General features: G+C 56.8%; 21 protein-coding genes. 7 read left to right on the forward strand and 14 right to left on the reverse strand.

Going from position 1 to position 24,825, the window contains the following annotated elements; genetic code table 11:
- Positions 1-7 precede the first annotated feature (7 nt).
- From nirB to ABJT94_RS16230, 12 genes are all read right to left on the reverse strand, one after another.
- A complete protein-coding gene (gene nirB, locus ABJT94_RS16175) occupies positions 8-2,566 on the reverse strand; it encodes a nitrite reductase large subunit NirB (protein ID WP_348476483.1) in 2,559 nt (852 codons plus the stop codon).
- A gap of 9 nt (positions 2,567-2,575) precedes the next feature.
- A complete protein-coding gene (locus ABJT94_RS16180) occupies positions 2,576-3,877 on the reverse strand; it encodes an FAD-dependent oxidoreductase (RefSeq protein WP_348476484.1) in 1,302 nt (433 codons plus the stop codon).
- A gap of 191 nt (positions 3,878-4,068) precedes the next feature.
- Positions 4,069-4,260 (reverse strand): CPXCG motif-containing cysteine-rich protein, encoded by a 192-nt coding sequence (locus ABJT94_RS16185; RefSeq protein WP_127555654.1) that lies wholly within the window; start codon positions 4,258-4,260, stop codon positions 4,069-4,071.
- Between the two features lie 275 nt (positions 4,261-4,535).
- Positions 4,536-4,808, reverse strand: a complete 273-nt coding sequence (locus ABJT94_RS16190; RefSeq protein WP_348476485.1) for a DUF1289 domain-containing protein — start codon at positions 4,806-4,808, stop codon at positions 4,536-4,538.
- Positions 4,809-5,023: 215 nt separating this feature from the next.
- On the reverse strand, positions 5,024-5,974 hold the full coding sequence (locus ABJT94_RS16195) for a hypothetical protein (protein ID WP_348476486.1): 951 nt from the start codon (positions 5,972-5,974) through the stop codon (positions 5,024-5,026).
- 288 nt (positions 5,975-6,262) lie between these two features.
- Positions 6,263-7,111 (reverse strand): ABC transporter ATP-binding protein, encoded by an 849-nt coding sequence (locus tag ABJT94_RS16200; protein WP_348476487.1) that lies wholly within the window; start codon positions 7,109-7,111, stop codon positions 6,263-6,265.
- Positions 7,112-7,152: 41 nt separating this feature from the next.
- Positions 7,153-8,154, reverse strand: coding sequence for an ABC transporter permease (locus ABJT94_RS16205; protein ID WP_348476488.1), 1,002 nt, complete (start codon positions 8,152-8,154; stop codon positions 7,153-7,155).
- Between the two features lie 68 nt (positions 8,155-8,222).
- Positions 8,223-9,521, reverse strand: a complete 1,299-nt coding sequence (locus ABJT94_RS16210; RefSeq protein ID WP_348476573.1) for a CmpA/NrtA family ABC transporter substrate-binding protein — start codon at positions 9,519-9,521, stop codon at positions 8,223-8,225.
- A 547-nt stretch (positions 9,522-10,068) separates the two neighbouring features.
- Positions 10,069-10,365: a hypothetical protein gene (locus tag ABJT94_RS16215; protein WP_213677647.1), complete on the reverse strand. Its 297-nt coding sequence runs from the start codon at positions 10,363-10,365 to the stop codon at positions 10,069-10,071.
- A 41-nt stretch (positions 10,366-10,406) separates the two neighbouring features.
- A complete protein-coding gene (locus ABJT94_RS16220; protein WP_213677648.1) occupies positions 10,407-10,547 on the reverse strand; it encodes a hypothetical protein in 141 nt (46 codons plus the stop codon).
- 146 nt (positions 10,548-10,693) lie between these two features.
- Positions 10,694-11,803 (reverse strand): CmpA/NrtA family ABC transporter substrate-binding protein, encoded by a 1,110-nt coding sequence (locus tag ABJT94_RS16225; protein WP_348476490.1) that lies wholly within the window; start codon positions 11,801-11,803, stop codon positions 10,694-10,696.
- An 84-nt stretch (positions 11,804-11,887) separates the two neighbouring features.
- A complete protein-coding gene (locus ABJT94_RS16230) occupies positions 11,888-12,454 on the reverse strand; it encodes an ANTAR domain-containing protein (RefSeq protein WP_348476492.1) in 567 nt (188 codons plus the stop codon).
- Between the two features lie 298 nt (positions 12,455-12,752).
- Here ABJT94_RS16230 and ABJT94_RS16235 point away from each other — a divergent pair, with 298 nt between their 5' ends.
- The 4 genes from ABJT94_RS16235 (at position 12,753) to ABJT94_RS16250 (ending at position 19,448) form a co-directional block, all read left to right on the forward strand.
- Complete coding sequence (locus ABJT94_RS16235) at positions 12,753-13,538, forward strand: AraC family transcriptional regulator (protein ID WP_348483085.1); 786 nt, start codon at positions 12,753-12,755, stop codon at positions 13,536-13,538.
- Positions 13,539-13,732: 194 nt separating this feature from the next.
- Positions 13,733-16,918, forward strand: a complete 3,186-nt coding sequence (putA, locus tag ABJT94_RS16240) for a bifunctional proline dehydrogenase/L-glutamate gamma-semialdehyde dehydrogenase PutA (protein ID WP_348476495.1) — start codon at positions 13,733-13,735, stop codon at positions 16,916-16,918.
- 571 nt (positions 16,919-17,489) lie between these two features.
- Entirely contained in the window at positions 17,490-18,953 is a 1,464-nt protein-coding gene (gene putP, locus ABJT94_RS16245; RefSeq protein ID WP_348476575.1) for a sodium/proline symporter PutP, read from the forward strand.
- 159 nt (positions 18,954-19,112) lie between these two features.
- Positions 19,113-19,448, forward strand: coding sequence for a carboxymuconolactone decarboxylase family protein (locus ABJT94_RS16250; RefSeq protein ID WP_348476496.1), 336 nt, complete (start codon positions 19,113-19,115; stop codon positions 19,446-19,448).
- 75 nt (positions 19,449-19,523) lie between these two features.
- On the opposite strand, the gene nhaD is transcribed toward ABJT94_RS16250, so the two are convergent.
- Positions 19,524-20,882, reverse strand: a complete 1,359-nt coding sequence (gene nhaD, locus ABJT94_RS16255) for a sodium:proton antiporter NhaD (protein WP_348476497.1) — start codon at positions 20,880-20,882, stop codon at positions 19,524-19,526.
- 257 nt (positions 20,883-21,139) lie between these two features.
- Positions 21,140-21,367: a hypothetical protein gene (locus ABJT94_RS16260; protein ID WP_348476498.1), complete on the reverse strand. Its 228-nt coding sequence runs from the start codon at positions 21,365-21,367 to the stop codon at positions 21,140-21,142.
- A gap of 279 nt (positions 21,368-21,646) precedes the next feature.
- Here ABJT94_RS16260 and ABJT94_RS16265 point away from each other — a divergent pair, with 279 nt between their 5' ends.
- The 3 genes from ABJT94_RS16265 (at position 21,647) to cfa (ending at position 24,610) form a co-directional block, all read left to right on the forward strand.
- Positions 21,647-22,237, forward strand: coding sequence for a DUF998 domain-containing protein (locus ABJT94_RS16265; protein WP_348476499.1), 591 nt, complete (start codon positions 21,647-21,649; stop codon positions 22,235-22,237).
- Positions 22,238-22,285: 48 nt separating this feature from the next.
- Positions 22,286-23,167 carry an AEC family transporter gene (locus tag ABJT94_RS16270; protein WP_348476500.1) on the forward strand — a complete coding sequence of 294 codons (882 nt, stop codon included), beginning with the start codon at positions 22,286-22,288 and terminating at the stop codon, positions 23,165-23,167.
- A 219-nt stretch (positions 23,168-23,386) separates the two neighbouring features.
- A complete protein-coding gene (gene cfa, locus ABJT94_RS16275) occupies positions 23,387-24,610 on the forward strand; it encodes a cyclopropane fatty acyl phospholipid synthase (RefSeq protein WP_348476501.1) in 1,224 nt (407 codons plus the stop codon).
- The last annotated feature ends 215 nt before the right edge of the window (positions 24,611-24,825 follow it).

Raw genomic sequence — 24,825 nt, forward strand, 5'->3', positions numbered from 1 at the left:
CGGTCTCCTAGGCGGTGGCGATCAGTCGGGCTTTTTCTTCATCGCGCGCGGGGCGAATCTGCTCGCGCTCTTTAACGAACACCACATTGCTGTCGGCGCTGTCGCTGTTGACGAAGGTGCGGAAACGTTTCAGTTTTTCCGGGTCGTCCAGTACGGCTTTCCATTCGCACTGGTACGATTCGACGATGCGCGCCATCTGTTGTTCCAGTTCGACATTCATGTGCAGGGAGTCGTTGAGGATGACGTCTTTCAGGTAATCGAGACCGCCTTCCAGGTTTTCCATCCATCGGGCGGTGCGTTGCAGTCGGTCGGCCGTCTTGATATAGAACATCAGCAGCCGGTCGATGGTTTTGATCAGGGTGACGTCGTCCAGGTCGGTCGCAAACAAGTCGGCATGGCGTGGTTTCATGCCGCCGTTGCCGCACACATAGAGGTTCCAGCCGTGCTCGGTGGCGATGACGCCAATGTCTTTGCTCTGCGCTTCTGCGCATTCTCGGGTGCAGCCGGAGACGGCGAATTTCAGTTTGTGCGGTGCGCGCAAGCCCTTGTATCGGTTCTCCAGCAAGATCGCCATGCCTACGCTGTCTTGCTGACCATAGCGGCACCAAGTGCTGCCGACACAGGATTTCACCGTACGCACGGACTTGCCATAGGCCTGGCCGGTTTCGAACCCGGCGTCGATCAGCCGTTTCCAGATTTCAGGCAACTGATGCAGCTGGGCACCGAACAAGTCGACACGCTGGCCACCGGTAATTTTGGTGTAGAGGTCGTATTCTTTGGCCACTTCGCCAATCACAATCAGTTTGTCGGCGGTGATTTCGCCTCCGGCAATGCGCGGCACGACAGAATAGGTGCCGTCTTTTTGCATGTTGGCCAGAAAGGTGTCGTTGGTGTCCTGCAGTTTGACGTGCGCCGGTTCCAACACACCTTCGTTCCAGCAACTGGCCAGAATGGAAGCAACGGTAGGCTTGCAAATATCGCAGCCGAGGCCTTTGCCGTGTTCGCGAATCAGGGCATCGAAAGTTTTGATCTGGCCGACCTGCACCAGATGAAACAATTCCTGGCGGGTGTAACTGAAGTGCTCACACAAAGAATGGTCAACTTCAACGCCGCGCGCTTCCAGGATGGCATCGACCACTTGCTTGAGCATGGCGGCGCACCCGCCGCAGCCGCTGCTGGCCCGGGTTTCGGCTTTCACTTCTCCGAGGGAGCAACAGCCTGAATCGATGGCGCCAACGACATCGCCCTTGGTGACGTTGAGACAGGAACACAGCGTAGCGGTGTCGGGCAGCGCGTCGACGCCCAGCTGAGGTACGCCTTCGCTGCTGGGCAGGATCAGGCTGTCCGGTTCTTTGGGCAAGGTAATGTCGTTCAGGTAATACTGCAGCAGGGTGTCGTACAGACTGTTGTCGCCCACCAGAATGGCACCCAGCAGCCGGCTGCCATCGGCACTGGTCACCAGCTTGCGATAAACCCCTGTGCGTTCATTGCTGTATCGGTAGGTCACCGCGCCGGCGCTGCGCGCATGGGCATCGCCAATGGCCCCCACATCGACCCCCAGAAGTTTCAGCTTGGTGCTCATGTCGGCCCCGGTGAAGGAGGCATCACCCCCGGCGAGATGAGCCGCGGCGGTTTCAGCCATGCGATAACCTGGAGCGACCAGACCGAAAATAGCGTTGTTCCAGAGTGCCACTTCACCCACGGCGTAGATCGCCGGATCGGAGGTCTGGCACTGGTTGTTAATGGCGACACCGCCGCAATCACCCAGCTTCAGCCCAGCGTCGCGCGCCAGGGCATCTTGCGGGCGAATGCCGGCAGAGAAGACGACGACATCGGTGACCAGCGGTTCCGCATCGGCGAAGGTAAGCACGGTGCGCCCCTGCTCGTCGCTGGTGATCGACTGAGTGGCGGTACTTACATGAACCTGAACCCCGAGCGCCTGAATTTTATCGCGCAGCAGCGTGCCGGCATCGGCGTCCAGTTGCACGGGCATCAGTTGGGGGGCGAACTCAATGACATGGGTATCGAGCCCTAGCGATTTGAGGGCATTGGCTGCTTCAAGGCCCAGTAACCCGCCGCCGATCACCACACCGACGCTGCCATCACTGGCGGCATTGCGAATCGCATCGAGATCATCGAGCGTTCGGTAGACCAGGCAGGAAGGCAGGTCGTGCCCGGGGATCGGGGGCACAAAAGGGTAGGAGCCTGTTGCCAGAATCAGAGCGTCGTAAGGCAGTGCGGTGTCGTCTGCAAGCACGACTTTTTTGGCGTCGCGATCGATCTGGCGAGCGGCCACGCCGAGGTGGGTGTGAATGCCGCATTCGCTGTACTGTTCGAGTGTGCCCAGTGCCAGATCAGCGTGCGTCTTGCCCTGAAAGTACTCGGATAGATGCACCCGGTCATAGGCGCTGTAAGTCTCTTCACCAACAATGTGAATGGCCCAGTCCGCTGCCTCACCGCAGGTTTCCAGAAAGCTCATGGCAGCATGGTGACCGACCATGCCGTTACCGATAATGACCAGTTGGCGTTGATTCCGGGTGTCTGTGTGTGTCGGTTGCGTTGTCATGTGCTTCTCCTAGGCCGCTTTTATGCTGCCCAGCATCACGGCGCGGGCATCGTTTATGGGGGTCTGTTGTTCAATCAGATGTTGGTAGAGCTCGAGGTGGGTGCGAATGCCAACCATCTCGGCGCCGATCAGCCGGTCGTTCAGAAAATGCAGTCGCCGGCACTGATTCAGGACGGGCGCGTCCAGTGTCAGGTGCCGGGCATCGGGGTGGTCGATGCGCCCATGAGAGACCACATCGAGCCCGGAAATTTTTAATCGGGTGGTACTTTGCTGGGGTGACCAGTGCGCTGGTTCGGCACAGAGCACCGAGGCCAGCACCTCAGCCTGCTGATAGGCCGGTGCGACCAGGCCGAAGGTCTGGCCCTTGTATTCGGCGCATTCACCTAGCGCAAACAGTTGGGGGTGGCTGGTGCGCATCTGATCATCAATCAACACGCCGCGATTGACGCGCAGCCCGGCCTGGCGAGCGAGGTGCTGGTTGGGCTGAATGCCGGCGGCGGCGATCAGCACATCGGCAGCCAGTGTATCGCCACTGCTTAGTTCGACCGAGGTGAGTTCAGGCTTGGCATCGATGTGGCTCAGTTCACAGCCAAGATGCAAGGCAATGCCGGCTTGAGATGCCGCGCGGGCCAGGTACGCCGCCGTCGGTGCCGACAATTGCCGGTTCATCAGGTGGGTGTTGCGGTGAACCAGGCTAACGCGGTGCCCGCAGGCTCGCAGCCCCCAGGCAGCCTCCAGGCCCAGCAGGCCACCACCGACCACTACCGCCGAGCGGTTCGCTGGCAGTGCTTTTAACCAGTGGCCATCGGCCTTGCTGCGAAAGGCCCGAATCGCGGGCTGTGCTGGAAAGGGCAGGTCGGGAAACCGGGGCAGGGCGCCGGTTGCCAGCACCGCCTGATCAAAGACCAGGGTGCGGCCAGAGTTGAGCCTTACCTGGCCTGCCGGGTCCAGAGCGACGACGGCATCGCCGTTTACCCGGTAGATCCGGTGCTGGCGATACCAGGCGTCGTCGACCAGGTCGAGGCTCGCTTCGCTGACTTCACCGGCGAGCCAGGGCGTCAGTTGAATGCGGTTGTAACCAATCCCGCCTTCCTCGCTGACCACGGTGATGGACCCCGGATACTCGCGCTCGACCAGCTGTTGCAGCAACCGGGTCGCCGCCATGCCGTGTCCGATGATCAGTAACCGCTCCTGGTTCATAGGCCCCTCGCCAGTGCCTGTGCCTTTCGGCCAGGCAAAAAAAAGACGCTCTTGGGTTTCCCCAAGAGCGCCAATGCTCGATACGCAAATCACAGTGTAAGGCCATCTCATCTCAGAGAACTGGCAAGCCAGACTCTGATTTGTGATGACTGATTTCTATATAGCGAAGGGCGTGCCAACTTTTAAAACCGTCTAAAATCAGGCGGTTAGCAGGTTATCGCAGGAGGGAGTGTGTTGTTTTTGCACCAAGACTGGCCAGCGAGACCGTTGGCGTGTTCGGTGTTGGGGCATCGGGGCGTCTGTTATTCGTCTTCCCGCGCCAGGCGCACAATCTGATCACCCTCGGTCACCACAACCATAGGCTGGCAACAGACTTCACAGTCTTCTGTATATTCCTGGCTGTCTTCGGTGGGGTCGACAATCAGATGAATGCTGGCGTCACAATAGGGGCAACGCAAATCCACCAGTTCAGTGGAAAGATGATCGAGTGACATGGTGGTCTCCGCAAGGTCGGCACGTCAATACAACAGAAAGTAGTGCATGGCACTAATATCTGCACGGCTTTACTCGGGGGCAAGTTCCGGAGTTCGAGGCTGCTATGTTGCCAGGAGCCCGTATCAGCCACCGGTCATGCCTCTCTGGGGTCGGCGTAAACCCGTCCATGGGGCCTAGATCGCAGCATCCTTGCTGCGAACTACCCCAGAGAGGCACAACCGGTACCTGATACTAAACCTTCAGCGAACTCCTCAAGTTCCGTGATTACCTCAATCTAGGAATTACTGCCAGCTTCTTCGTCAAGATCAGGAAAGAGTGTTTCCTGAGGGGGAGAGGGTTCGGATGACTGGCTGGTTTGGGCTCGCTCGAAACGAAGTTTACGAACCTGGCAGGCACGAATGATCAGGCGCTTGGCTTCATCGTCGGCCTGAAACCAGTATTGGCGCTCGGCCCGGGAACGAAAACAACCGCGACAGTAACCCCTGGCACCGGATTCACAAACGCCGATGCAGGGGCTGGGTATGTCGAAAAATTCGAGTTGTTTCATGGCACCGCGTCAGGCTGTTTAGTTTTTTGGTTTTGGAGTTCGCCAATAGAGCGAGCAGCGATTGCCGGGGTTACTCCTGTGGGGTAGTCCGCAGCAGGACGCTGCGGTCTAGGCTCCATGGACGGATTCACGCCGACCCCACAGGAGTAACCCCGGCGGTCGGTGCGTACTAGTGCCACCGGTTAGACCCGAACTCCAGTAGCAGAGTGGCTCGGTCAACTGCCAGTGGTACCGTCAGGTCGACTGAGTTTCAGGTAAATACCGAGCCCGATCAAGAGTGCCACGGCGGATAACATCATATAGACCGCCTGGATCAGTTGGTCGCTCTCACCCAGCAGTGACTTGAACATCAGCAGTAATGCCTCGATCGAAATCGCTATCAGGATAGCAGACATGAAGCGGGTAATGGTTCTTTCTGTTGATCCGTGGTGGTGAATGTCTTTATGAACGAAGACTTCTTCCTCGATGATGGTTTTGCCGAGGTCAAAAATGGCCAGGCTCAGTGTGATCAGAATTACGACGCCGAATGAGTCGGTAGCGATGTGGCTGGGTGTCAGCAGGGTACCCAGCAGTGATTGCAGCGAGGCCCAGAGCAACAGGCCGGAGACAGCTATCAACACCGATCCGATCAGGGCGTAGACGGTTCGAAAAACTGGGTGAAACCGATAGCGCAACTGATCGTTGTTCAGATAAGCAATCAGTGCCTGCAGGTTTAAATTAAGGACCAGATAGCCGGGCGTTTCAGCATCTGACTCATCGCTGTCGTTGCGGTTGAATCGCAGCACTGCCGAAATGGCCAGACGGTGGGTTGCGCTCGACAGGTAAGGTTCGGAGACGGTGATGGCCCCCGGGTTGTGGTGCGCGGCCTGAAAGTAGGGCCGGTGGCTGCGATCGCTGTTCTGCCCCAGGGTGCGACGCGCCGGTTCGGTGACCCCCTGGCCATAGGCGGAAGGCAGTAATTGTTTGCCTCGCTCGTCCAGACTGTAGAGCATCTCGATGAACGGATAAGCCTTGCTGAGATGGGCCACTTCCTCTTGCTGTGCGTTGGGGTCGGTGAGCAAACTGATGCGGTCGAGGCTGGAGACGATCGATTCGATCAGGCCATTGATGGCAACGCGATCTTGCTGGTAGCTCGATACCAGATGCAAATAACTGTGGTACGCCATGGGGCGTTCAAGTCCTTTGGGAGTGAGTGAAGGCCTTTACGCTATCACCCCTCGGGAAGCTTCTCCAATGGCGACGCTGGTACCTGGGCCTGCCCGACAGGTCAGCTTTGTTGCTCAGTAACAGCCTGCTGACCGATGCGCCTTGTGTTGGCGAGTACTGCCTGTTAAACCGTAAGGAAATAACAGAACCCGGTGAAATGGTGGGGTATTTGTTCTGGCAATTCGGAGGTGTTGTTAAAAAATAGATCAATAAAGAGGGTGCGTTGCGCACCCTCTTTGCAAAAAACGTCAGGCCACTTCGGTTTTCTTTTTTGCCGGTGTGGTCGCCGTTGCCCGCGATGAAATCGGTTCGATCTTGCGCTGTTTTTCGTACAAAAACGTCAGTACTGCTGAGCGCAAGTGGTTGTAGTGCACATCGTCGGCCAGCGCCAGACGGTTCCTCGGGCGCTCAAGGTCAACCTCCAGAATCTGACCAACGGTTGCCGAGGGGCCATTGGTCATCATCACGATTCGGTCTGAGAGCAGCACGGCTTCGTCGACATCGTGAGTGATCATAATCACCGTTGTGCCCAGCTGAGATTGAATGTCCATCAGCGAATCTTGCAGGTGGGCGCGGGTCAGGGCGTCGAGTGCGCCAAAGGGTTCGTCGAGTAATAGTACACTGGGCTGCATCGCCAGTGCCCGGGCAATGCCGACCCGCTGCTTCATGCCGCCGGAGATTTCACCGGGGCGTTTGTGCATGGCGTGGCCCATGTGCACCAGCTCCAGGTTGTGGGCGATCCAGTCTTTCAATTCGGCCCGGCTTTTGGTTTTTCCAAACACACGCTTAACTGCCAGTTCCACGTTTTCCCAGGCAGTGAGCCAGGGCAGCAGGCTGTGGTTCTGAAATACCACGGCGCGTTCCGGGCCGGGTTCGTCAACTTCCTTACCATTGAGCAACACACCACCACGGGTTGCCTGGTGCAAACCAGCGACAATGTTGAGTACGGTACTCTTACCGCAACCCGAATGCCCGATCAGTGATACAAACTCACCGTCGCGCACTTTCAGATTGACGTTGCTGAGGGCCGTGAAAGGCCCCTTGGGGGTCGGGAAGTCGATTCCGACGCCACTCAGTTCGAGATGTGTCTGGGTCATGTTAAATCTCCTGACGCGTAAAAATTTCGGGTTGCTTTGGTTCAGCGTTGCTCGCTTGTTTTGTCCCAACTGACGGCCTGTTGCAGCATCAGCATGATGCGGTCGAGGGCGTAGCCGATCAGGCCAATGGCCAGCACTGCGACCATGATGCGACCGAGTGAATCTGAACTGCCGTTCTGGAATTCATCCCAGACGAATTTGCCCAGCCCCGGATTCTGCGCCAGCATTTCAGCGGCAATCAGCACCATCCAGGCAATGCCCAGCGACACACGCAAACCGGTAAACATCATCGGAATGGCCGAGGGGATGACGATTTTACGAATGTGGGTGAACGTCGGTAGTCGCAGAACTTTACTGACGTTCAGTAAATCACGATCGATATTCGCCACGCCCACGGCCGTGTTGATCAGCGTTGGCCAGAGCGAACAGAGGGTCACGGTGAACAACGATGTGATGAACGATTTGTCGAACATGGGGTCGTCTGATACATACACCGCACTGACCACCATGGTCACCAGCGGCAGCCAGGCAAGAGGGGATACGGGCTTGAAAATCTGGATGATCGGGTTGACGGCCTGATAAGTCGACCGCGACAAACCGATGATGATGCCACAGGGAATGGCGATCACACTCGACACCAGAAAGCCGGCGAGTACCGTGACCAGACTGGTAAAAATCTGATCGATGAACGTCGCCTTGCCCGGGTAACTGTGGATGGTTGGGCTGTAGCTCGGGTCATCGGCCATGCGCGCAGCATTGCGTTCTTCCTGGCGTTGGTAGAAGGCGGTTTCTTTTTCCCGCTCGGCCACATGGCCCTGCCAAAGTGACTGGCTTTGTTCCACCACATCGACCGGGCCCGGAAAGGTGCCCAGCGAGGTATTGATCTGGCCGGCACCGACGTGCCACAGCATCAGAAAGACAACAATGCCGGTCACGGGTAACAGCAGTGATGTCAGCCATTGCACCGGGTTGAAGTCGGCCAGACGATGGCTCAGGTTGAGCTTGAGTTTCCGCCAGGGGTGGGTGGATGTCTGCGCTGTCATGGTTTTCTCCTGTACCGCACTGGAGTGCACTGCGCGCTAATTACCCACGAGCAGTGCACGGTCTACGATTACTCGTTGCTGCCTTGCAGGCCGATGGGAAACCGGCTCAGGTAAGCGTTGGGTTCACGGCCGTTGTAAGGAATGCCGTCGATAAATTCAGTCTGCTCGGGTTTGAAGCCGGTTTCGCTGGCAAAGGCCGGGAACTGGTCGGCGCTGAAGGTGCCTTCCTCGATCAGGCTTTCAGCCGCAGCCTGGTAAAGGTCTGGCCGGTACACTTGTGCTGCCATCTCGACATACCAGTCGTCGGTTTTTTGCTCGTCGATCTGGCCCCAGCGACGCATCTGGGTCAGGTACCAGATGGCATCGGAGTAGTAGGGATAGGTTGCGTTGTAGCGGAAAAAGACATTGAAGTCGGGGACGGATCGCACATCGCCACGTTCGTATTCGAAGGTGCCGGTCATGGAGTTGGCAATGACTTCTTCATCAGCGCCAACGTACTTGGGCTGGGACAAAATGCGTACGGCTTCTTCCCGGTTGGCATTGTTGTCGGCATCCAACCAGTGGGCGGCCCGGATCAGCGCGCGCACCATTCTAACGGTGGTATTCGGATAGGCCTCGGCAAATTCCTCGGTAATGCCAAAGACTTTTTCCGGGTTGTTTTTCCAGATCTCGTAGTCGGTAATCACCGGCACACCGATGCCTTTGAACACCGCCTGCTGGTTCCAGGGCTCACCCACGCTGTAGCCTTTGATGGTGCCGGCTTCGAGTGTCGAGGGCATCTGTGGGGGCGGGGTAACACTCAGTTCGACATCGGCGTCGATCAGCCCGGAGGTATCACCGTTGGCCGGGTCGTAGTACCCCGGGTGCAAGCCGCCCGCAGCGAGCCAGTAGCGAATTTCGTAATTGTGGGTCGAGACCGGGAACACCATGCCCATCCGAAACGCCTCGCCCCGGTCACGGTATTCGGTGACGACCGGTTGTAACGCCTCGGCACTGATCGGATGCACCGGCTTGCCGTCTTCGTGGGGAATGTGTTCTTTCATGCTTGCCCAGACATCGTTGGAGACGGTAATGCCGTTGCCGTTCAGGTCCATCGAAAAAGGCGTAATAATGTTGGCCTGGGTGCCGTAGCCGAGCGTCGCAGCCAGTGGCTGACCGGCGAGCATATGGGCACCATCGAGTTCACCGGTAATAACGCCATCAAGCAGAACTTTCCAGTTGGCCTGGGCTTCGAGCGTGACGTAGAGCCCCTCGTCTTCGAAGTAACCTTTTTCGTAGGCGATGGCCAGCGGGGCCATGTCGGTTAGTTTGATAAATCCAAAGGTCAGGGCTTCTTTTTCCGGCCAGCCGAGGTCGGCCTGGGCCATGCTGACGGTGGCGCACAGTGCAGTGCCCACCAGGGTTCGGGTGAGCCGTTTAGGCACGAAAGTCGAAGCGTGGTTGAAGGTCATAGTATCTGTCTCCCCAAGGTTTACCGTTGCACTCAGCGTGCCGGAATGTGGTCTGGCTGCTGACGAGCGCCCAAAAAAAAACGGCACCGAGTTCGCGTTTTGCGAACAGGGCACCGTTGCCAAGTAGACTGTGTTGTTATTGCTCTGTGCGCAGCGATTAAGCGTCTGCTGCGGAGCAATGGATCTAATCAGAACAAAGCGATAACCGTGCCAGAACCGATTATCACCTCTGAAACACCGCAGCGGAGCGGCTTGGAGGGTTTGCTGAGGCAACTGTGCCCGCGGCTTGCGCGCTGTGTTAATGCGCTATTTATGGGCTGAATTGGGGCAGTCGCACCATTGGGGCTCAATTTTGCAGCAGGGAAGCGGGTGAGATTGAGGCGGTAACTATCGAGGGACGAACGAGTATGATGCTGAGGATCCGGCGCTGTTGACCACCCTGCGCCGGCTCTTAAAATAGCGGTTAAACCAGTTCTGCTTCGTCCATCAGTGAGGCGTGCAAATGTCCCTGGGAACCAATCAGCAGACTGCCCTGGCTGTCTTCAACCAGAAATTCGAGTGCGTCTTCATCGTCGACCGAAATGGACCCGTGAAAGGCATCCAGTGCGGCATCGGCCCAGTGTTCCTTGTCCAGTTTTGCCGAGACATCGACCGAGTATGAGCCGACAACCTCTTGATCCCAGTCAGACAGGTCCTCAAACACGCCCCGCGGGCTGACGTGAATGAGAACACGAATGGTATCGACTGTGAAACGGATCATGATATGGCTCCCGGTATCGCTTTGGACACGTTGGGTTAATGTTATGCCCAGTCTGGGCGATGCTTTTGGTAACCGCGTTTGGCTGACTTTTTCCGGTCGGTAAAGGTCTGGCCTCGGTGCGGATTGAACCGGGCAACCGGGTTGTGCCGTGAAGGCTCCGGTGCCGACGCTGCTTTGCTCATACAGGTCTCCCGTCAGCGCCCTGGCACTCTTTTACCAGGGGCTCAGTGGTCAGCGGGTCGCGCATAATACAGAGGAGAAGGGGGGCTGAAAAGAGGGTTTTTAAAGAAAAATCGGGAGGATTGACGCCGTTTTTTTCAACGGCTTTCTAAGTCTCTGAATCGGTTGGAGTTTCAGCTTTCGCTACCGTCGTCATCTTTTTGAAAACTTTTATCCAGATCTCTGGCTGGTACGCCCGGTCTATCACCTCGGCGTCAGAAACCCGTTTTTCGGGCAATTGCCGGGCAGCTTGCATCTGGGTCAGCATCCAGCGGGCGTGATCCGGGTTGGGGTAGGTAGCCCGGTTGCGGAAGAACACCTTGTGCCAGCGTGGCTGGCCATCGTGCCAGGGGGCTTGCATGGCTTCCAGCAGCAGGTCGGAATCGCAATTGAGGTAGTCGGGTTTCGCCAGCCAGTGCGCGACTGAGGCCAGGCTGTTGGGACCATCCAGCCATTGGCAGGCGCGTAACAGGGCGCCGATCAGGGCCTGATGGGTGTCGGGCTGCTGGTCGGCAAAGTCAGCGTGAACGGCCAGCACCTTTTCCGGTGCATCGGGCCATATATCGTAGCCCAGCAAGGCCAGGTTGCCCTGGCAGGCGCGAACCGCATCGGTGTTCCAGGGTTCGCCGACGCAAAACCCGTCAACATCGCCCTGAGTCAGGGCCTCGACCATTTGCTGCGGCGGTACCACGCGGATCCCGATGTCCTGGTTGGGGTCGATGTTGGCCTGGTCAAAAAAGGCGCGTAACAAATAGGTGTGCATCGACATCGGAAAGACCGTACCAAACACCAGCTTGGGCAGGCCGCGTTTGTGCCGGTCGTCGATCACCGCTTTCAGCGCTGGCCCCAGTTCGGCCTGCGTTGCGGGCAGGGCACAGCCGAGTGCCGCCGAGAGCGCATTGGAAAAGGTAATGGCATTGCCATTGAGCCCCAGTGACAGCGACGTGGTGAGGCGATTTCTAATGGCCGTGCTGGCCAGCGAAGTCTGGCTGGCGACCACCAGTGGCGCGAGCAAATGGGCGGCGTCGATCAGTTTCAGCGACAGCTTGTCTCTCAGGCTGGCCCAGTTACCTTCCCGGTGCAGGCGCACCTGCAAGCCAGCGTCGGCAAAAAACCCGGCTTCCTGGGCAACGATCAGCGGCGCCGCATCGAGCAGTGGTAGAAAGCCGAGGTTCAGCTCGGTGCAGTCGGTACCTTGGGATGTGATCGGGTTACTCATTACAGTGTTCTCTCGTCAACAGTCGCAAGCTGGCTTACAACAGCCGGCCCGGGCGTGAAGGCGTTAGGGGTGGCGGTGGATGGCTTATTCATCGAACAGCACCAATATGTCCTGGGCGATCTCGACCAGGCGTACCTTCTTGTTCATGGCCATTTTACGCATGGCGCCAAACGCCGCGGCTTCGTCGCACTGGCGATGTTTCATCAGCAGGCCTTTGGCCTGGTCGATGACCTTGCGATCAACCAATTCATCGCGGGTTTTGCGTAATTCGCCCCGCAGGGCCTGAAAGGCCTCGAAGCGGGAAATGGCAACTTTGATAATGGTGTTGACGCGGCTGGCCTGAAGGCCATCGACAATGTAGGCACTGACGCCGGCGTTAATGGCATCACGAATGACGGTGTCGTCGTCATCTTCGGCGAAGAAGATGATCGGGCGCGGCATACGGTCGGACGTGAGCGCTACATCCTCGAGCATGTCCCGGTCGGGTGACTGGGCATCGACGATGACAACATCGGGCTGAAAGGACTCGACCAGTTGGTAGATGCGGTGTTCGTTCGGCGATCGAATCACCACGGCGTAGCCGAGCGCGGTGAGAGCGGTTTCCAGAATTTGGGCGCGTTCGAGTTGTTGGTCAATGACAAGAATGTTCATACGCGCACGGCGAGGTCCTGCAGTAATGGGTCTAAGACGGAGCTTGGCTTGTCATTGCAAGGGCTGTGCCTTTAAAATCGCCGCGGTCGAGCGTTTCAGGGGTTCAAAGCGCTGCATTATGGTGCGACCGCGCGTCTTTGGGGCAGCTTCCCGCACCGATGCGGAGCGCAGTGCCGAGCCCTTGCTGACATTAATCCCCCCGATGACTTGGCGACAGCGGTAGCGGGGCGTATGGTATGAGGCTAAGGTCGATGCAGGTCTGTCACCGGTATTGATTCATCACCTCTGGGAGCGTGCTATGTGGTTGGGAGGATTGAGTCGTTTGGAGCCCATGCCTCAAACGGGTGGTCGCCATCATCACAGTCATCACCAGGTTGTTCTTGGGTTCGAGGGCAATGCCGCCTTTGAACTTGAAGGTGAGGGCGGTGACCAGTTGTGTCTGGGTAATGGGTGTCTGGTCCCCACCCAGAGTGATCACGCCTTTCAGGGCCTGGGCGATAACCGCATGGTGGTACTCGATTTCTCGGTGGATGCCTCCATCGACAGCAGCATTGACCATGAAATGCTGTGCCGTTTGTTCGATCGCCCCCATTATTTCCAGCTCGACGCGCAATTCGGCAGCCTGCTGACCGCCATGGCGCGCGAGATTGATCAGTTCGGTCACGACCCACACATGCAGCAGCATGTCAGTGCTCTCTTGCTGCACAGCCTGTACCAGCGCCTGACCGGGCGAGCGGTACCCGGACAGGAGTCTCTCGGGCGGTTCGATTTGTCGAGAATCGACCAGATGATTCGTCACCGCCTGCAGGAGAAAGTCTCGGTGACCGAAATGGCTGACCTCTGTCACATGAGCATAAGCCAGTTTCATCTCCGGTTTCGCCAGGTGACCGGCATGACGCCTTACCAGTACGTCATGAAACTGCGGCTCGACCAGGCCATCTGGCTGCTGCGCTGTTCTTCGCACTCCATTGCCGACATTGCACTCGAGACGGGCTTTAGTAACCAGAGTGCACTGACCCACGCAGTTAAGAATCGTACCGGGCACTCGCCGGGTCAGATTCGCAAGCAAGCCAGCGCTCATTAGTAAAGGGAGGTAGGGCGCAGTTCACAAGCCCGCTTCCTCTACCACCTTCCCGATGTAATTCCTCGCTCGAACCTTATCGCTACCGAAACTTTCGGATTATTTAACAAAAAAAGCCCCGTTTTTGACAATCGCTGAACAGAGGGGCTCGGCTACTGTGTCTGCATAACTCCAACTAGATTGCAGGCAGGATGGTTATGACGCAGTTTGACGCCTCTCGGGCGGTATCGGGAGACTACCGGGATCTGACACCACAACAGTGGTTTCAGTTTATTGTGGACCAGTACGCCGTTGATGAAGACGAATACATGGCGCAACTGGTTGAGGTTGCAGAGCCAGGTGACGACAGTGCCAAAGCCATTGAGGCCACCGCCCGTCGCATTGTCGATCGGGTTCGTAGCCAGGGTGATGTGGCCCATGCCGTCGACAAGTTGTTGCAGCAGTACAGCCTGGATAACGAAGAAGGCGTAATCCTGATGTGCCTGGCCGAAGCGCTGATGCGCGTGCCAGACCCGGATACCGCCGACGATCTGATTCGCGACAAACTGTCCGTTGCCGACTGGAAAGAGCACATGGGCAAGTCGGATTCGCTGCTCGTCAACGCCTCTACCTGGGGCCTGATGCTGACCGGCCGGGTAACCTCGCTCGACAGTCGTGAAACGTCACCTGCCAATCTATTGTCGAAGCTGATCAATCGTGCCGGAGAGCCGGTCATTCGTGCTGCGATGAACCAGGCTATGCGCATCATGGGCAAGCAATTCGTGCTTGGGCGCACCATCAAGGAAGCGATCAAGAACGGCAAGTCCTACCGCAAGAAAGGGTACACCTATTCGTTCGACATGCTCGGCGAAGCCGCGTTTACCGACCCGGATGCCGAGCGTTATTTCAAATCCTATCGTGATGCGGTGCAAACACTGGGCGCACGCATGGACGAGTGGGCCAGTGATGCACCGAAACCGACGATTTCCATCAAGTTGTCTGCGTTGCACCCGCGTTACGAAGAATCCCATCAGGAATGGGTGATGACCGAGCTGGCCCAGCGCGTGACCGATCTGGTCGCTGAAGCACGGGCGCTGGGCGTTGGCATTACCATCGATGCCGAAGAGGCCGACCGCCTTGAACTGTCATTGCGTCTGTTTGAACAGGTTTATCAGAGCGATGCCGCCAAAGGCTGGGGCAATTTCGGCCTGGTTATTCAGGCATACTCCAAACGTGCCCTGGCCGTCCTGGGGTATCTGACGTCGCTGGCCAAAGCGCAGGGGGATTTAATTCCGGTGCGCCTGGTTAAAGGCGCTTACTGGGATACAGAAATCAAACACGCCCAGGTGCTCGGTTTGGCCGATTACCCGGTGTTTACCCGCAAGGAAAACACCGACGTTTCCTACATCACCTGCGCGCGCTATCTGATGAGCGCCGAAGCCGATGGCGCCATTTACCCTCAGTTTGCCACCCATAACGCACACACCGTCGCGGTGATTGCCGAGTTTTCACGGCAGCGCCCGGAGCGGGATTTCGAATACCAGCGCTTGCATGGTATGGGCGACGCCCTCTACGACACCCTGCTCAGTGAAGACAAACACCGTGTGCGCATCTATGCCCCGGTCGGTGCCCATAAGGATTTGCTGCCCTATCTGGTGCGGCGTCTGCTGGAAAACGGCGCCAACTCATCGTTTGTTCATCGCCTGGTCGATGCTGAAACGCCGGTGGGTGATCTGGTGTCATCTCCGGTTGAGCTGGCAAAAAGCCGTGCGGTGTATCGCAACCCCAAAATTGTACGACCCTCTGAAATCTACGGTGACAGCCGCCGTAATTCTCAGGGGTATAACCTTGCCGTAGCCTTTGAACGAGACCCTTTGATGCACACCATTGATGCCTGGAACGACACCCAATGGGTACAGAAACCGCTGTTGGCGGGTAAAGCACACTCAACCTCTGAAGTGATTGAGGTTAAAAGCCCTTACGACACCCGAGAGTCGGTGGGTCAGGTGCACTTCGCTGATGCCGACATGGCGCAACAAGCGCTGGAAACCGCCGATTCAGCCTGGTTTGGCTGGAACCGGACTCCGGCGATCAAGCGTGCCGACTGCCTCGACAAACTGGCCGATTTGCTGGAAGCCAACACGGCCGAACTGATGGCTCTCTGTGCTCGTGAAGCCGGTAAGTCGCTGCAGGACAGCATCGATGAAGTACGTGAAGCCGTTGACTTCTGCCGTTACTACGCCGTGCAGGCGCGCGCCAACATGAACGAGCCAACGCTGCTGCCCGGGCCGACCGGCGAGAGCAACGAACATTATTACGAAGGCCGGGGCGTTTTTCTGTGCATCAGCCCCTGGAACTTTCCGCTGGCCATTTTTACCGGCCAGATCTGCGCTGCGCTGGTAGCGGGCAATACCGTGCTCGCCAAACCGGCAGAAAGCACCTCCCTGATTGCCGGCCGTACTGTCGAACTGTTTCATCAGGCCGGTGTGCCCGGTGACGTACTCCAGTATTTGCCGGGTGCAGGTCCCGTTATTGGCAACGCCGTACTCAGTGACGAGCGTCTGGTCGGCATCGCTTTTACCGGTTCTACGGAAACAGCGCAACTGATTAACCGGACCCTCGCCGAGCGAACCGGTGCTATGCCTACCTTCATCGCCGAAACCGGCGGACAGAACGCCATGATCGTCGACTCAACCGCCTTGCCGGAACAGGTGGTTGCCGATGTGATGGGTTCAGCCTTCGCCAGTGCCGGTCAGCGCTGTTCAGCCCTTCGTGTGCTCTGCGTTCAGGACGATGTGGCCGACCGCATCATTGAGCTGATCGGCGGTGCACTGAGCCGCATCGAAATGGGGAATCCGCAGTGGTACCAAACCGACTGTGGCCCGGTGATCGACCAGAAAGCCCTGACCGGATTGACCGACTATGTCGACGGCTGGCGCAAGAAAGACCGGGTACTGGCTGAAGCCAAGTTGAGTGAACATACCCGACATGGCTATTTCATCCCACCTGTCGCCATTCGTATTGAAAGCCTGGATGAACTGGGACGCGAACAGTTTGGTCCGGTACTGCACATCTATCGCTACAAGGCGCGCGAACTCGATCAGGTAATTGCCGACATCAATAAAACCGGTTATGGCCTGACACTCGGCATTCACAGTCGCAATGAAGCGACGGCTGCCTACATCGAAGCCCGGGTCCGGGTCGGAAACTGTTACGTCAATCGCAACCAGATTGGTGCGGTGGTTGGTGTACAGCCGTTCGGTGGTCGTGGTTTGTCGGGCACAGGCCCGAAAGCCGGTGGCCCGAATTACATCAAACGCTTTGCGACTGAACGGGTGCGTACCATCAACACCACGGCGGTGGGTGGGAACGCCAGTTTGCTGTCACTGGAAAGCGAAGATTAATAACGGTGCTGTGCCGGCAACTGCCGGTTTGGCGAATGAATCGTTCAACCGGCCAATTGGCCGGAGAATGACACCGAAGCCGGAGCGTTGAATCCCGACCTCCGGTGCCGGTAACAGTGGCTGCCTGAACAGCCGCAAATAACTGCCCCGACTGGATCCGGGATGTGGAGTTGCCACCCGCGCCTCTGCATCCCGGATCGACCCCATTGCACTGGACAGCGCTGGTATTCGGGAGCAGCACGAGAAACGCTCGATAGCCTTATCGATCACAACAATAGGGAGACTCTGAATAATTCCCCCTGGGCTCTGGCTTATCCGAGGGACGTTGCCACAAGGCGGACTCATGCAGGAATGTCTAGACCTTTCAAATGAGTCCAACGCAGTGGCAACGTTCCTCGGAAAGCCCCGGAGGGCGCGGCTAAAACGTTCTGCCACGGCGTTGCACTTCTTGACAAGGGCTACGGCCATTGCGCTGCGAAGTACGTCGGAGTGCCGCCCACTTGGGCAAAACGTTTTAGCTCGCGCAGAGCCCAGGGGGAATTGTTCAGAGGCTCCCAATAACTCGGAGTACATTATGAGCAACACCATAGCGGTCAGTTTGACCTTTATTATCTACCTGGCGGGTATGATGTGGATCGGCCTTTGGGCCTATCGCCGCACGACAGACCTGTCTGATTACATACTGGGCGGTCGTTCTCTGGGTGCCTGGCCTTCAGCGCTGTCGGCCGGTGCCTCCGATATGTCTGGCTGGTTATTGCTGGGTCTGCCCGGCGCCATATATGCCTCGGGCATGGGCGAAGCCTGGATCGCCGTTGGTCTGCTGGCAGGCACTTATCTGAACTGGTTGATCGTTGCGCCCCGTTTGCGTGCCTATTCACAAGCTGCCTCGGACAGCCTGACCTTGCCGCAGTACTTCAGCAACCGGTTCGAAGATAAGGTGGCGATTCGTGCCATTTCAGCCTTCTTCATTTTGCTGTTCTTCCTGTTCTACACCAGTTCCGGTTTGGTAGCGGGCGGTAAACTGTTTGAAACCGTCTTCGGTTGGGATTACACCATTGCCGTTACCATAGGCACCATCATGGTGGTTTCCTACACGCTCTTTGGCGGTTATCTGGCCGTTTCCTGGACAGACCTGGTGCAAGGCTTGTTGATGGCAGCAGCGCTGATCATTGTGCCGATCTTTGCACTCATGGTGATCGGTGAAGGCCCGGCGGCCGTTCTGGAAGCGAAAAACCCGAATCTGGTTAGCATGTTCACCAGTGCCGATGGCTCTTCGCTGGGGCTGATTGCCATTATTTCATCTCTGGCATGGGGTCTGGGCTATTTTGGTCAGCCGCACATTCTGGCGCGTTTCAAAGGCATTAAAGACCGCAACGAAGTGAAGCGTGCGCGTCGCATTGCCGTAACCTGGACGTTCCTGGGTATGGCTGGCGCACTGCTGGTTGGTATTGCAGGCATTGGGTATTTTGAAACGGGTTTGCCCGATGGCGAGACGGTGTTCATTAGCCTGGTTCAGGCATTGTTCCACCCTCTGGTGGCAGGTATTTTACTGGCGGCGATTCTGGCTGCGATCATGTCGACTGCAGATTCACAGTTGCTGGTGTCCTCGTCCGCACTGACTGAAGATTTCTACAAATCGATTTTCAGAAAAGATGCCGACCCGGCGTCACTGGTAAAAATTGGTCGTGGCGCTGTGGTACTGATTGCGCTCGTCGCCTGGTTCTTCGCACTGGATGATGACAGCTCGGTACTGGCACTGGTGTCATACGCCTGGGCCGGTTTCGGCGCCGCCTTTGGTCCGGCGGTTATTCTGTCGCTGTACTGGAACCGTATGAACCGGGTCGGTTGCATTGCTGGTATTCTGGTCGGTGGTATTACCGTTGTTGTCTGGAAGCAGTTGACCGGTGGCATTTTCGATATGTACGAAATTGTTCCAGGCTTCCTGTTCTCGACCATTGCTGTCTATGTTGGCAGCATTGCATCGACAGAGCCTTCAAAGGAAATGCACGCTACTTTCCAGGAAGTGAATGGCTAATAGTTGCCAGGCACAGTCCTGAAACAAGAATGGGGTAACGTCAGTTGCCCATAATAAACCGGGCAAACGCCCGGTTTTTTTTGTTTTACTGACCAAACTCAAGGTGTGTTGCGGGTGCTTGCCTATACTGGATGTCTCTAACACCAGGAGCAGTATCCAATGAGTATTCTAAAGAAGACCAACGACCTGACCCCTCACCTGATTGCATTGCGCAAAGAACAGCCTGCCACCTACGACGCTTTTCAGTCAGTCGGCAAAGCAACCTATGTGGATGGTGAGCTGACTCATTTGACCAAGGAACTGATAGCAACGGCGATCGCCATCAGTGTTAACTGTGAGCCTTGCATTGGTTACCATGTGCGCTCTCTGGTCAAGCTGGGGGTTACCCGCGAGGCCTTTACAGAAATGCTGGGTGTGGTTATCCAGATGGGCGGCGGCCCCGGCCTGATGAAAGCAGGCGAGGCCATGTCAGTATATGAGGAATTAACGACTTAGTGCACTTTAGGGTTCCCACTCCCTTATTGTGGGAGGCGCGGACCTTAGAGCCCGCGCCAGGGTTGTTTGCAGGAATTAAACAACCCACTGATAAAACAGTGCGCCACCGATATAGCCCATCAGCGCTAGCGGAGCGATGTGCTTCAGGTACCAGAAGAAGCTGATGCGCTCCATGCCCATGGCTGCCACCCCGGCGGCTGACCCGATAATCAGGCAGCTGCCACCTGTTCCGGCAGAATAGGCCAGAAATTCCCACATCGCAGCATCGGTTGGATAAACCGACAGGTCATACATGCCCATGGTTGCGGCAACCAGGGGTACGTTGTCGATAACGGCAGACATCAACCCGATCAGAAAGACGATCAGGTTAATGTTGCCGATCGATTGATCCAGAGTACTGGCCAGGGACGATAGCAGCCCAGTGGCTTCCAGCGCGGAAACGGCGAGCAGAATACCCAGAAAGAACAGAACGCTGGGCGTATCAATACGCTTCAGCACCCGGGTAATGTGCAGTTCGGTGTCGTCGTCGTAGTCGGCTCTGTGATGAATGATTTCACTGACGATCCATAATACCGAAAGGCTCAACATCATGCCCATGAAGGGCGGCAAGTGGGTAACGGTTTTGAACACGGGCACGAACAGCAAGCCCAAAATGCCAACCGCGAAAATAATATTGCGATGGTGGCGGGTTACCTGATCGGCATCCTGTTTGTAAGGCATGGCCTGGGGCGGGTGAATGGACTGGCCGCGTAATGACCAGGTCAGATACAGCATGGGTACCAGCAGGCAAATCAGCGATGGTAAAAACAGGGATTTGATGATCGCCATGGTGGTGATCTGTCCACCAATCCACAACATGGTTGTGGTCACGTCACCTATTGGTGACCAGGCACCACCCGCATTTGCGGCAACGACGATCATGCCGGCAAAAAACAGACGTTCCTGGCGGCTGGCGATGAGCTTTCGAATCAGCGATATCATCACAATGGTGGTGGTCAGGTTGTCCAGAGCGGCTGACATGAAGAAGGCGAGCACCGCAATTAACCACAGCAGGGTAACGGTGGAGGTTGCCTTGATCCGGTCGGTAATAATGGCAAAGCCGCCATAGGCATCCACAAATTCTACGATGGTCATGGCGCCGAGAAGAAAGAACAGAATTGAGCCAATTTCACCCAGGAAGGTCAGCAATTGATGCTCGCCAACCCAGGTATGTATCAGCGCGCTCTGGTCGAGATTGGCATGCTCTTCCAGAAACCAGGCCGGCAGGGTATCCACGGCGATCAGATCGCCAGCGAACAGTATATATACCGTCCAGCACAGGACGGCGCTCATGATTGCCGGGGCTGTCTTGTCGATCTTAAGACTGTGTTCGGCAATGATGGCGAGGTAGCCAAGAGTAAAAATACCAATAATCAGGATTAACGCTAAGGGCACAGAAACGCTCCATTTACAGAAGGTGTGACTTGGCAATCACAATGTGGGCCTTGGTGTCAGGAATTCGTGATCGCGACCGGGTAGACTCATCCGGGGTCGGCGTAAATCCATCCATGGAGCCTAGGCCGCAGCCGAGGCGTCGGACCGATCCATACTGCGGACTCCCCCCGGATGAGCCCACCCGGCAGCCATCACTCAACTTGCTAACACCTCAGAAACTTCAATTTACAAGCAAACCATCAAACAGACAGACTAGCTCAAGTCGCTGGAGGTGCCTGTGGCCAGGCCTTGAAATGACAGCCAGTGCGGCGTTGTTTGCTTCCGGTCGGAATGGAGTCAGAGGTGGTTAATGGCAGGCGAGCCAGTAGCAGCAGAGAGGGCAGGGAGGCTGGCTCGGATCGGTCGTCCAGTGAAAAGTCGGGCGTTAGTCCGTTTTCCGTCAGTAAATGCTGAGTATCAAAGGATTGCTCAGACTCGGTGTCCATATCACCCGGGCAAACCGGTTCAGGGGTCGGTTGGGCGAGGGCGGTTGCTGAGAGGCTGAGCATTAGCCATAGCAACAGCGCTGGAAGGGTACTTCCGGTGTGTCTGAATGAGAGCAACGCTGACATGGCAGTGGCGAAACCGGGTGATAGGTGGGCGAAACAGGCCGCTATTATTCAGTTCTGGAGCCAGAAAGCAAAACCTGTTTGTGATGGGCTCTGTACCACCCGGCTCTGGCCCGGTAAGCTCTGCGCTGCGACCGGCTTACTAAAAGGATGCCTGTGAATACCAAAGCCATGATGTTGTCGATTCTCGCCACTTTGTTGCTGGTGGCGTTACCCTGGGTCTTGGGTGCCCGGGTGCCAGGTTACAGCAGTGTTCAGTTCATCAGCGAGTTGGGTACCATTGATATGCCTAACCGATCTGCCGCTAATGGCGCTTTTTTGCTCATTGGTGCCTTCTGGATGGGGGCTGTCGAGGCCGCCCGAAAAGCGCTCGAGCCCAACAAAATGGACCCCTGGGTGCGGTTTGGGGCTATAGCCTTTGCTGCCAGCTACATCGGCAGTGTGGTGTTTCCCTGTGATCTGGGTTGCCCGGCTTCGGGCAGCGCTAACCAGTTGATTCACAGCACACTGATTTGGGTGCTCAGTGCCGGTGCCGTCGTCTCGGGTGTCCGGCTGGTGCCAGCGACCTCCGTCAAAGGCATGAGCGCGCTGAAAGTGACGCTGGTGTTAACCTTTCTGGTTCTGCAGGTGGCGGCCTGGCAGCGCGACTGGTATCCGGGCTTGTGGCAGCGGTTGTTTGAATTGAATTTTGCCGTGTTGTGGGTGCTGTGGGTCTGGCGATTGCCCGGTCGCCAGGCGCGTCTCTGAGTGGCTTCCCTGCTGGGCTCTTTCTGGTAAACAGGTTGGTTAAGCGTCATGGTTGAGCGTATTGCGGGCATTGTTGTGCCCATTTTTCTGGTTGTTCTTGTCGGGTTTCTCTACGGGCGCAAGCACGCCCCGAACATGGAAGCGGCCAATCGCATCAACATCGATGTATTCACGCCTTTCCTGATTCTCAGTGTGTTTGCCTCGCGTCCGGTTGATTTGGGCGACTACGCGCCACTGGCGCTGGGCGCCATTCTGGTGACCTTGCTGCCCGGCATTGGTGCCTATTACCTGGCCCGGGCCATCGGGGTCAGTTGGAAAACCTTTGTACCGCCGATGATGTTCCGCAACAGCGGTAACACCGGGCTCCCGCTGATGCTCTTCACCTTCGGTGAAGCATTCATGCCCGCGGCGGTGATTCTGTTTATTGTGGAAAACACCCTGCACTTTACCGTGGGTGCCTGGCTGCTTAACCCGCGAACCCATCTGCTGCATGTACTGAAAAACCCCATGATCATCGCTGCCGCTTTGGGTCTGGCCATTGCCGGTTTCAGTGTGCATTTGCCCGACTGGCTGATTCGCTCGCTCGCTTTGCTGGGCGATATCGCTGTTCCGCTGATGTTGTTCGCGTTGGGTGTCCGGTTGGTGAATCTGGACTTGAGTGGCTGGCGCATCGGGGTGGTCAGCGCGGTTGCCTCGCCGATTCTCGGGTTGATGGTCGCCTGGCCACTGGCGCTGCTGCTGGATCTGCCGCCCGTGCAGCAAGCCATGCTGATACTGTTTGGTGCCTTGCCACCGGCGGTATTGAACTATCTGGTCGCGGAACGCTACAACCAGCAGCCGGAACAGGTGGCCGCCATGGTGATGTTTTCCAATGCGCTGAGCATTGTGTCGATACCCCTGGTGCTTGCCTGGGTGCTGGGTGGCATTTGAACGCTTGCCAGGACGCTCGTTAATCATTGTCGCGCAAAAGCTTGATACTCTGCCCATGCAGTGCTTAGCTAAGCGTTAGGTTATGTATTCTTTGCCCGGAGACAGTCGGTGTCACCGCCCTGTGAAAGGTGGGTTGAGTACCCTGGTCACACGTTAGTTCGGTTACCCTGAGAGGACAGGTGTTCTGTCTCGCTGAATACAGATTCAGAAGGGATGGCTATGACGACGAAGATGACCCCCAATCAATCGACGGCGAATGAATCCCGCCTGAGCAGTCGCCAGGCAGACGCCCCTCGTATTGCCCTAAGAACGCCCTCCGTTGACGTACAACCGCCTGGCTGGATCAAAAGCGTTTTGGATCAGGCAGACATCCGGGTTCAGGGCGACCGTCCATGGGATCTTCAGGTGCACAACCCCCGACTTTATGGACGCTTGTTAAGGCACGGGTCGGTAGGATTGGCCGAAGCTTACATTGACGGCTGGTGGAGCAGTTATCGAATTGACGAAATGATAACGCGCCTGTTGAGCACCGGCGTTCAGGGTCATATGCCAGGGCTGGTTCGGTTGAAAGATGCCTGTCGAGGTTTGGCTTACCGGCTAATCAACTTTCAAAGTGACCGGCGTGCCTTCACCGTTGGCAGAGTGCATTACGATATTGGTAACGACCTGTTTCGGCGCATGCTCGATGACAGCATGATGTACAGCTGTGCTTACTGGTCGCAGGCCCAGACCCTGGCTGATGCTCAGCAGGCCAAAATCGACCTGATTTGCCGCAAGCTTGACCTCAGCCCCGGCCAGACCGTATTGGATATAGGCTGTGGCTGGGGTGGTCTGGCCGGGCACCTGGCGCGCCATTATCAGGTTAATGTGGTTGGCATTACCGTCAGCCAGGAGCAGCAAGCATTTGCCCGTCATTTACTAGCAGATTTGCCGGTGGACATTCGTTTGGCCGATTATCGCAGTCTAACGGGTCGGTTCGACCGGGTCGTCTCAGTGGGGATGTTCGAACACGTAGGCGCCAAAAACCATCGTACCTTTTTTGAGACAGTCCATCGGTTACTGGCTGACGATGGTCTGTTCTTGTTGCACACCATTGGCGATGAAGCCGACAGCGCGGCGCCCGAGCCTTTTATCAACAAGTACATCTTTCCCAATGGCAAGGTGCCGTCACGACGCGAGATTAACAATGCCAGTCTGGGCCTGTTCCGGCTCGAGGACTGGCACAACTTCGGGCCTGATTATGATCGCACCCTGATGGCTTGGGCTGAGCGAATCGATGCTGCCTGGCCGGACTTGTCGGACCGGTATGACGAGCGGTTTCAGCGGCTGTGGATGTTTTATCTATACAGCTGTGCCGCCTTCTTCCGGTCCCGTCAGGGTCAGCTATGGCAGCAGGTGTATTCGACACGAACGTCTGATCAGGAATATCGAAGTGTTCGATAGCAATAGCTGCTTGTTCATTAAGTGAACGGTTTGGTTGCCTCAATTTTTTTCCCGCCAGTGGGGTAATCGCGGCTATTCCTTCCAAGCAAGAAAAGCACCAGTTCTACCAGTGTTAGCCCGTCCAGCGTTCAGGCTGTGAGGGAGTTGGCAGGTTGCGTAAAAAAGTGACGTCTATCCCAAAAAATCGAGGCTAATGCGCACTGCCGACACCGTTT

Origin of the sequence: Saccharospirillum sp. (assembly GCF_039982735.1) — a bacterium.
Classification (GTDB): Bacteria; Pseudomonadota; Gammaproteobacteria; order Pseudomonadales; family Natronospirillaceae; genus Saccharospirillum.

Bases quoted from the DNA above. Each gene is read 5' to 3' on its own strand.
- ABJT94_RS16210 (WP_348476573.1), bottom strand. From the start codon at position 9,521: ATGGCCCAGGCCGACCTCGGCTGGCCGGAAAAAGAAGCCCTGACCTTT.
- putA (WP_348476495.1), top strand. From the start codon at position 13,733: ATGACGCAGTTTGACGCCTCTCGGGCGGTATCGGGAGACTACCGGGAT.
- ABJT94_RS16230 (WP_348476492.1), bottom strand. From the start codon at position 12,454: ATGAACATTCTTGTCATTGACCAACAACTCGAACGCGCCCAAATTCTG.
- ABJT94_RS16180 (WP_348476484.1), bottom strand. From the start codon at position 3,877: ATGAGATGGCCTTACACTGTGATTTGCGTATCGAGCATTGGCGCTCTT.
- ABJT94_RS16200 (WP_348476487.1), bottom strand. From the start codon at position 7,111: ATGACCCAGACACATCTCGAACTGAGTGGCGTCGGAATCGACTTCCCG.
- ABJT94_RS16185 (WP_127555654.1), bottom strand. From the start codon at position 4,260: ATGTCACTCGATCATCTTTCCACTGAACTGGTGGATTTGCGTTGCCCC.
- ABJT94_RS16195 (WP_348476486.1), bottom strand. From the start codon at position 5,974: ATGGCGTACCACAGTTATTTGCATCTGGTATCGAGCTACCAGCAAGAT.
- ABJT94_RS16190 (WP_348476485.1), bottom strand. From the start codon at position 4,808: ATGAAACAACTCGAATTTTTCGACATACCCAGCCCCTGCATCGGCGTT.
- ABJT94_RS16220 (WP_213677648.1), bottom strand. From the start codon at position 10,547: ATGAGCAAAGCAGCGTCGGCACCGGAGCCTTCACGGCACAACCCGGTT.
- ABJT94_RS16250 (WP_348476496.1), top strand. From the start codon at position 19,113: ATGAGTATTCTAAAGAAGACCAACGACCTGACCCCTCACCTGATTGCA.
- ABJT94_RS16205 (WP_348476488.1), bottom strand. From the start codon at position 8,154: ATGACAGCGCAGACATCCACCCACCCCTGGCGGAAACTCAAGCTCAAC.
- ABJT94_RS16235 (WP_348483085.1), top strand. From the start codon at position 12,753: ATGTGGTTGGGAGGATTGAGTCGTTTGGAGCCCATGCCTCAAACGGGT.
- nirB (WP_348476483.1), bottom strand. From the start codon at position 2,566: ATGACAACGCAACCGACACACACAGACACCCGGAATCAACGCCAACTG.
- ABJT94_RS16215 (WP_213677647.1), bottom strand. From the start codon at position 10,365: ATGATCCGTTTCACAGTCGATACCATTCGTGTTCTCATTCACGTCAGC.
- ABJT94_RS16260 (WP_348476498.1), bottom strand. From the start codon at position 21,367: ATGGACACCGAGTCTGAGCAATCCTTTGATACTCAGCATTTACTGACG.
- cfa (WP_348476501.1), top strand. From the start codon at position 23,387: ATGACGACGAAGATGACCCCCAATCAATCGACGGCGAATGAATCCCGC.
- ABJT94_RS16225 (WP_348476490.1), bottom strand. From the start codon at position 11,803: ATGAGTAACCCGATCACATCCCAAGGTACCGACTGCACCGAGCTGAAC.
- ABJT94_RS16270 (WP_348476500.1), top strand. From the start codon at position 22,286: ATGGTTGAGCGTATTGCGGGCATTGTTGTGCCCATTTTTCTGGTTGTT.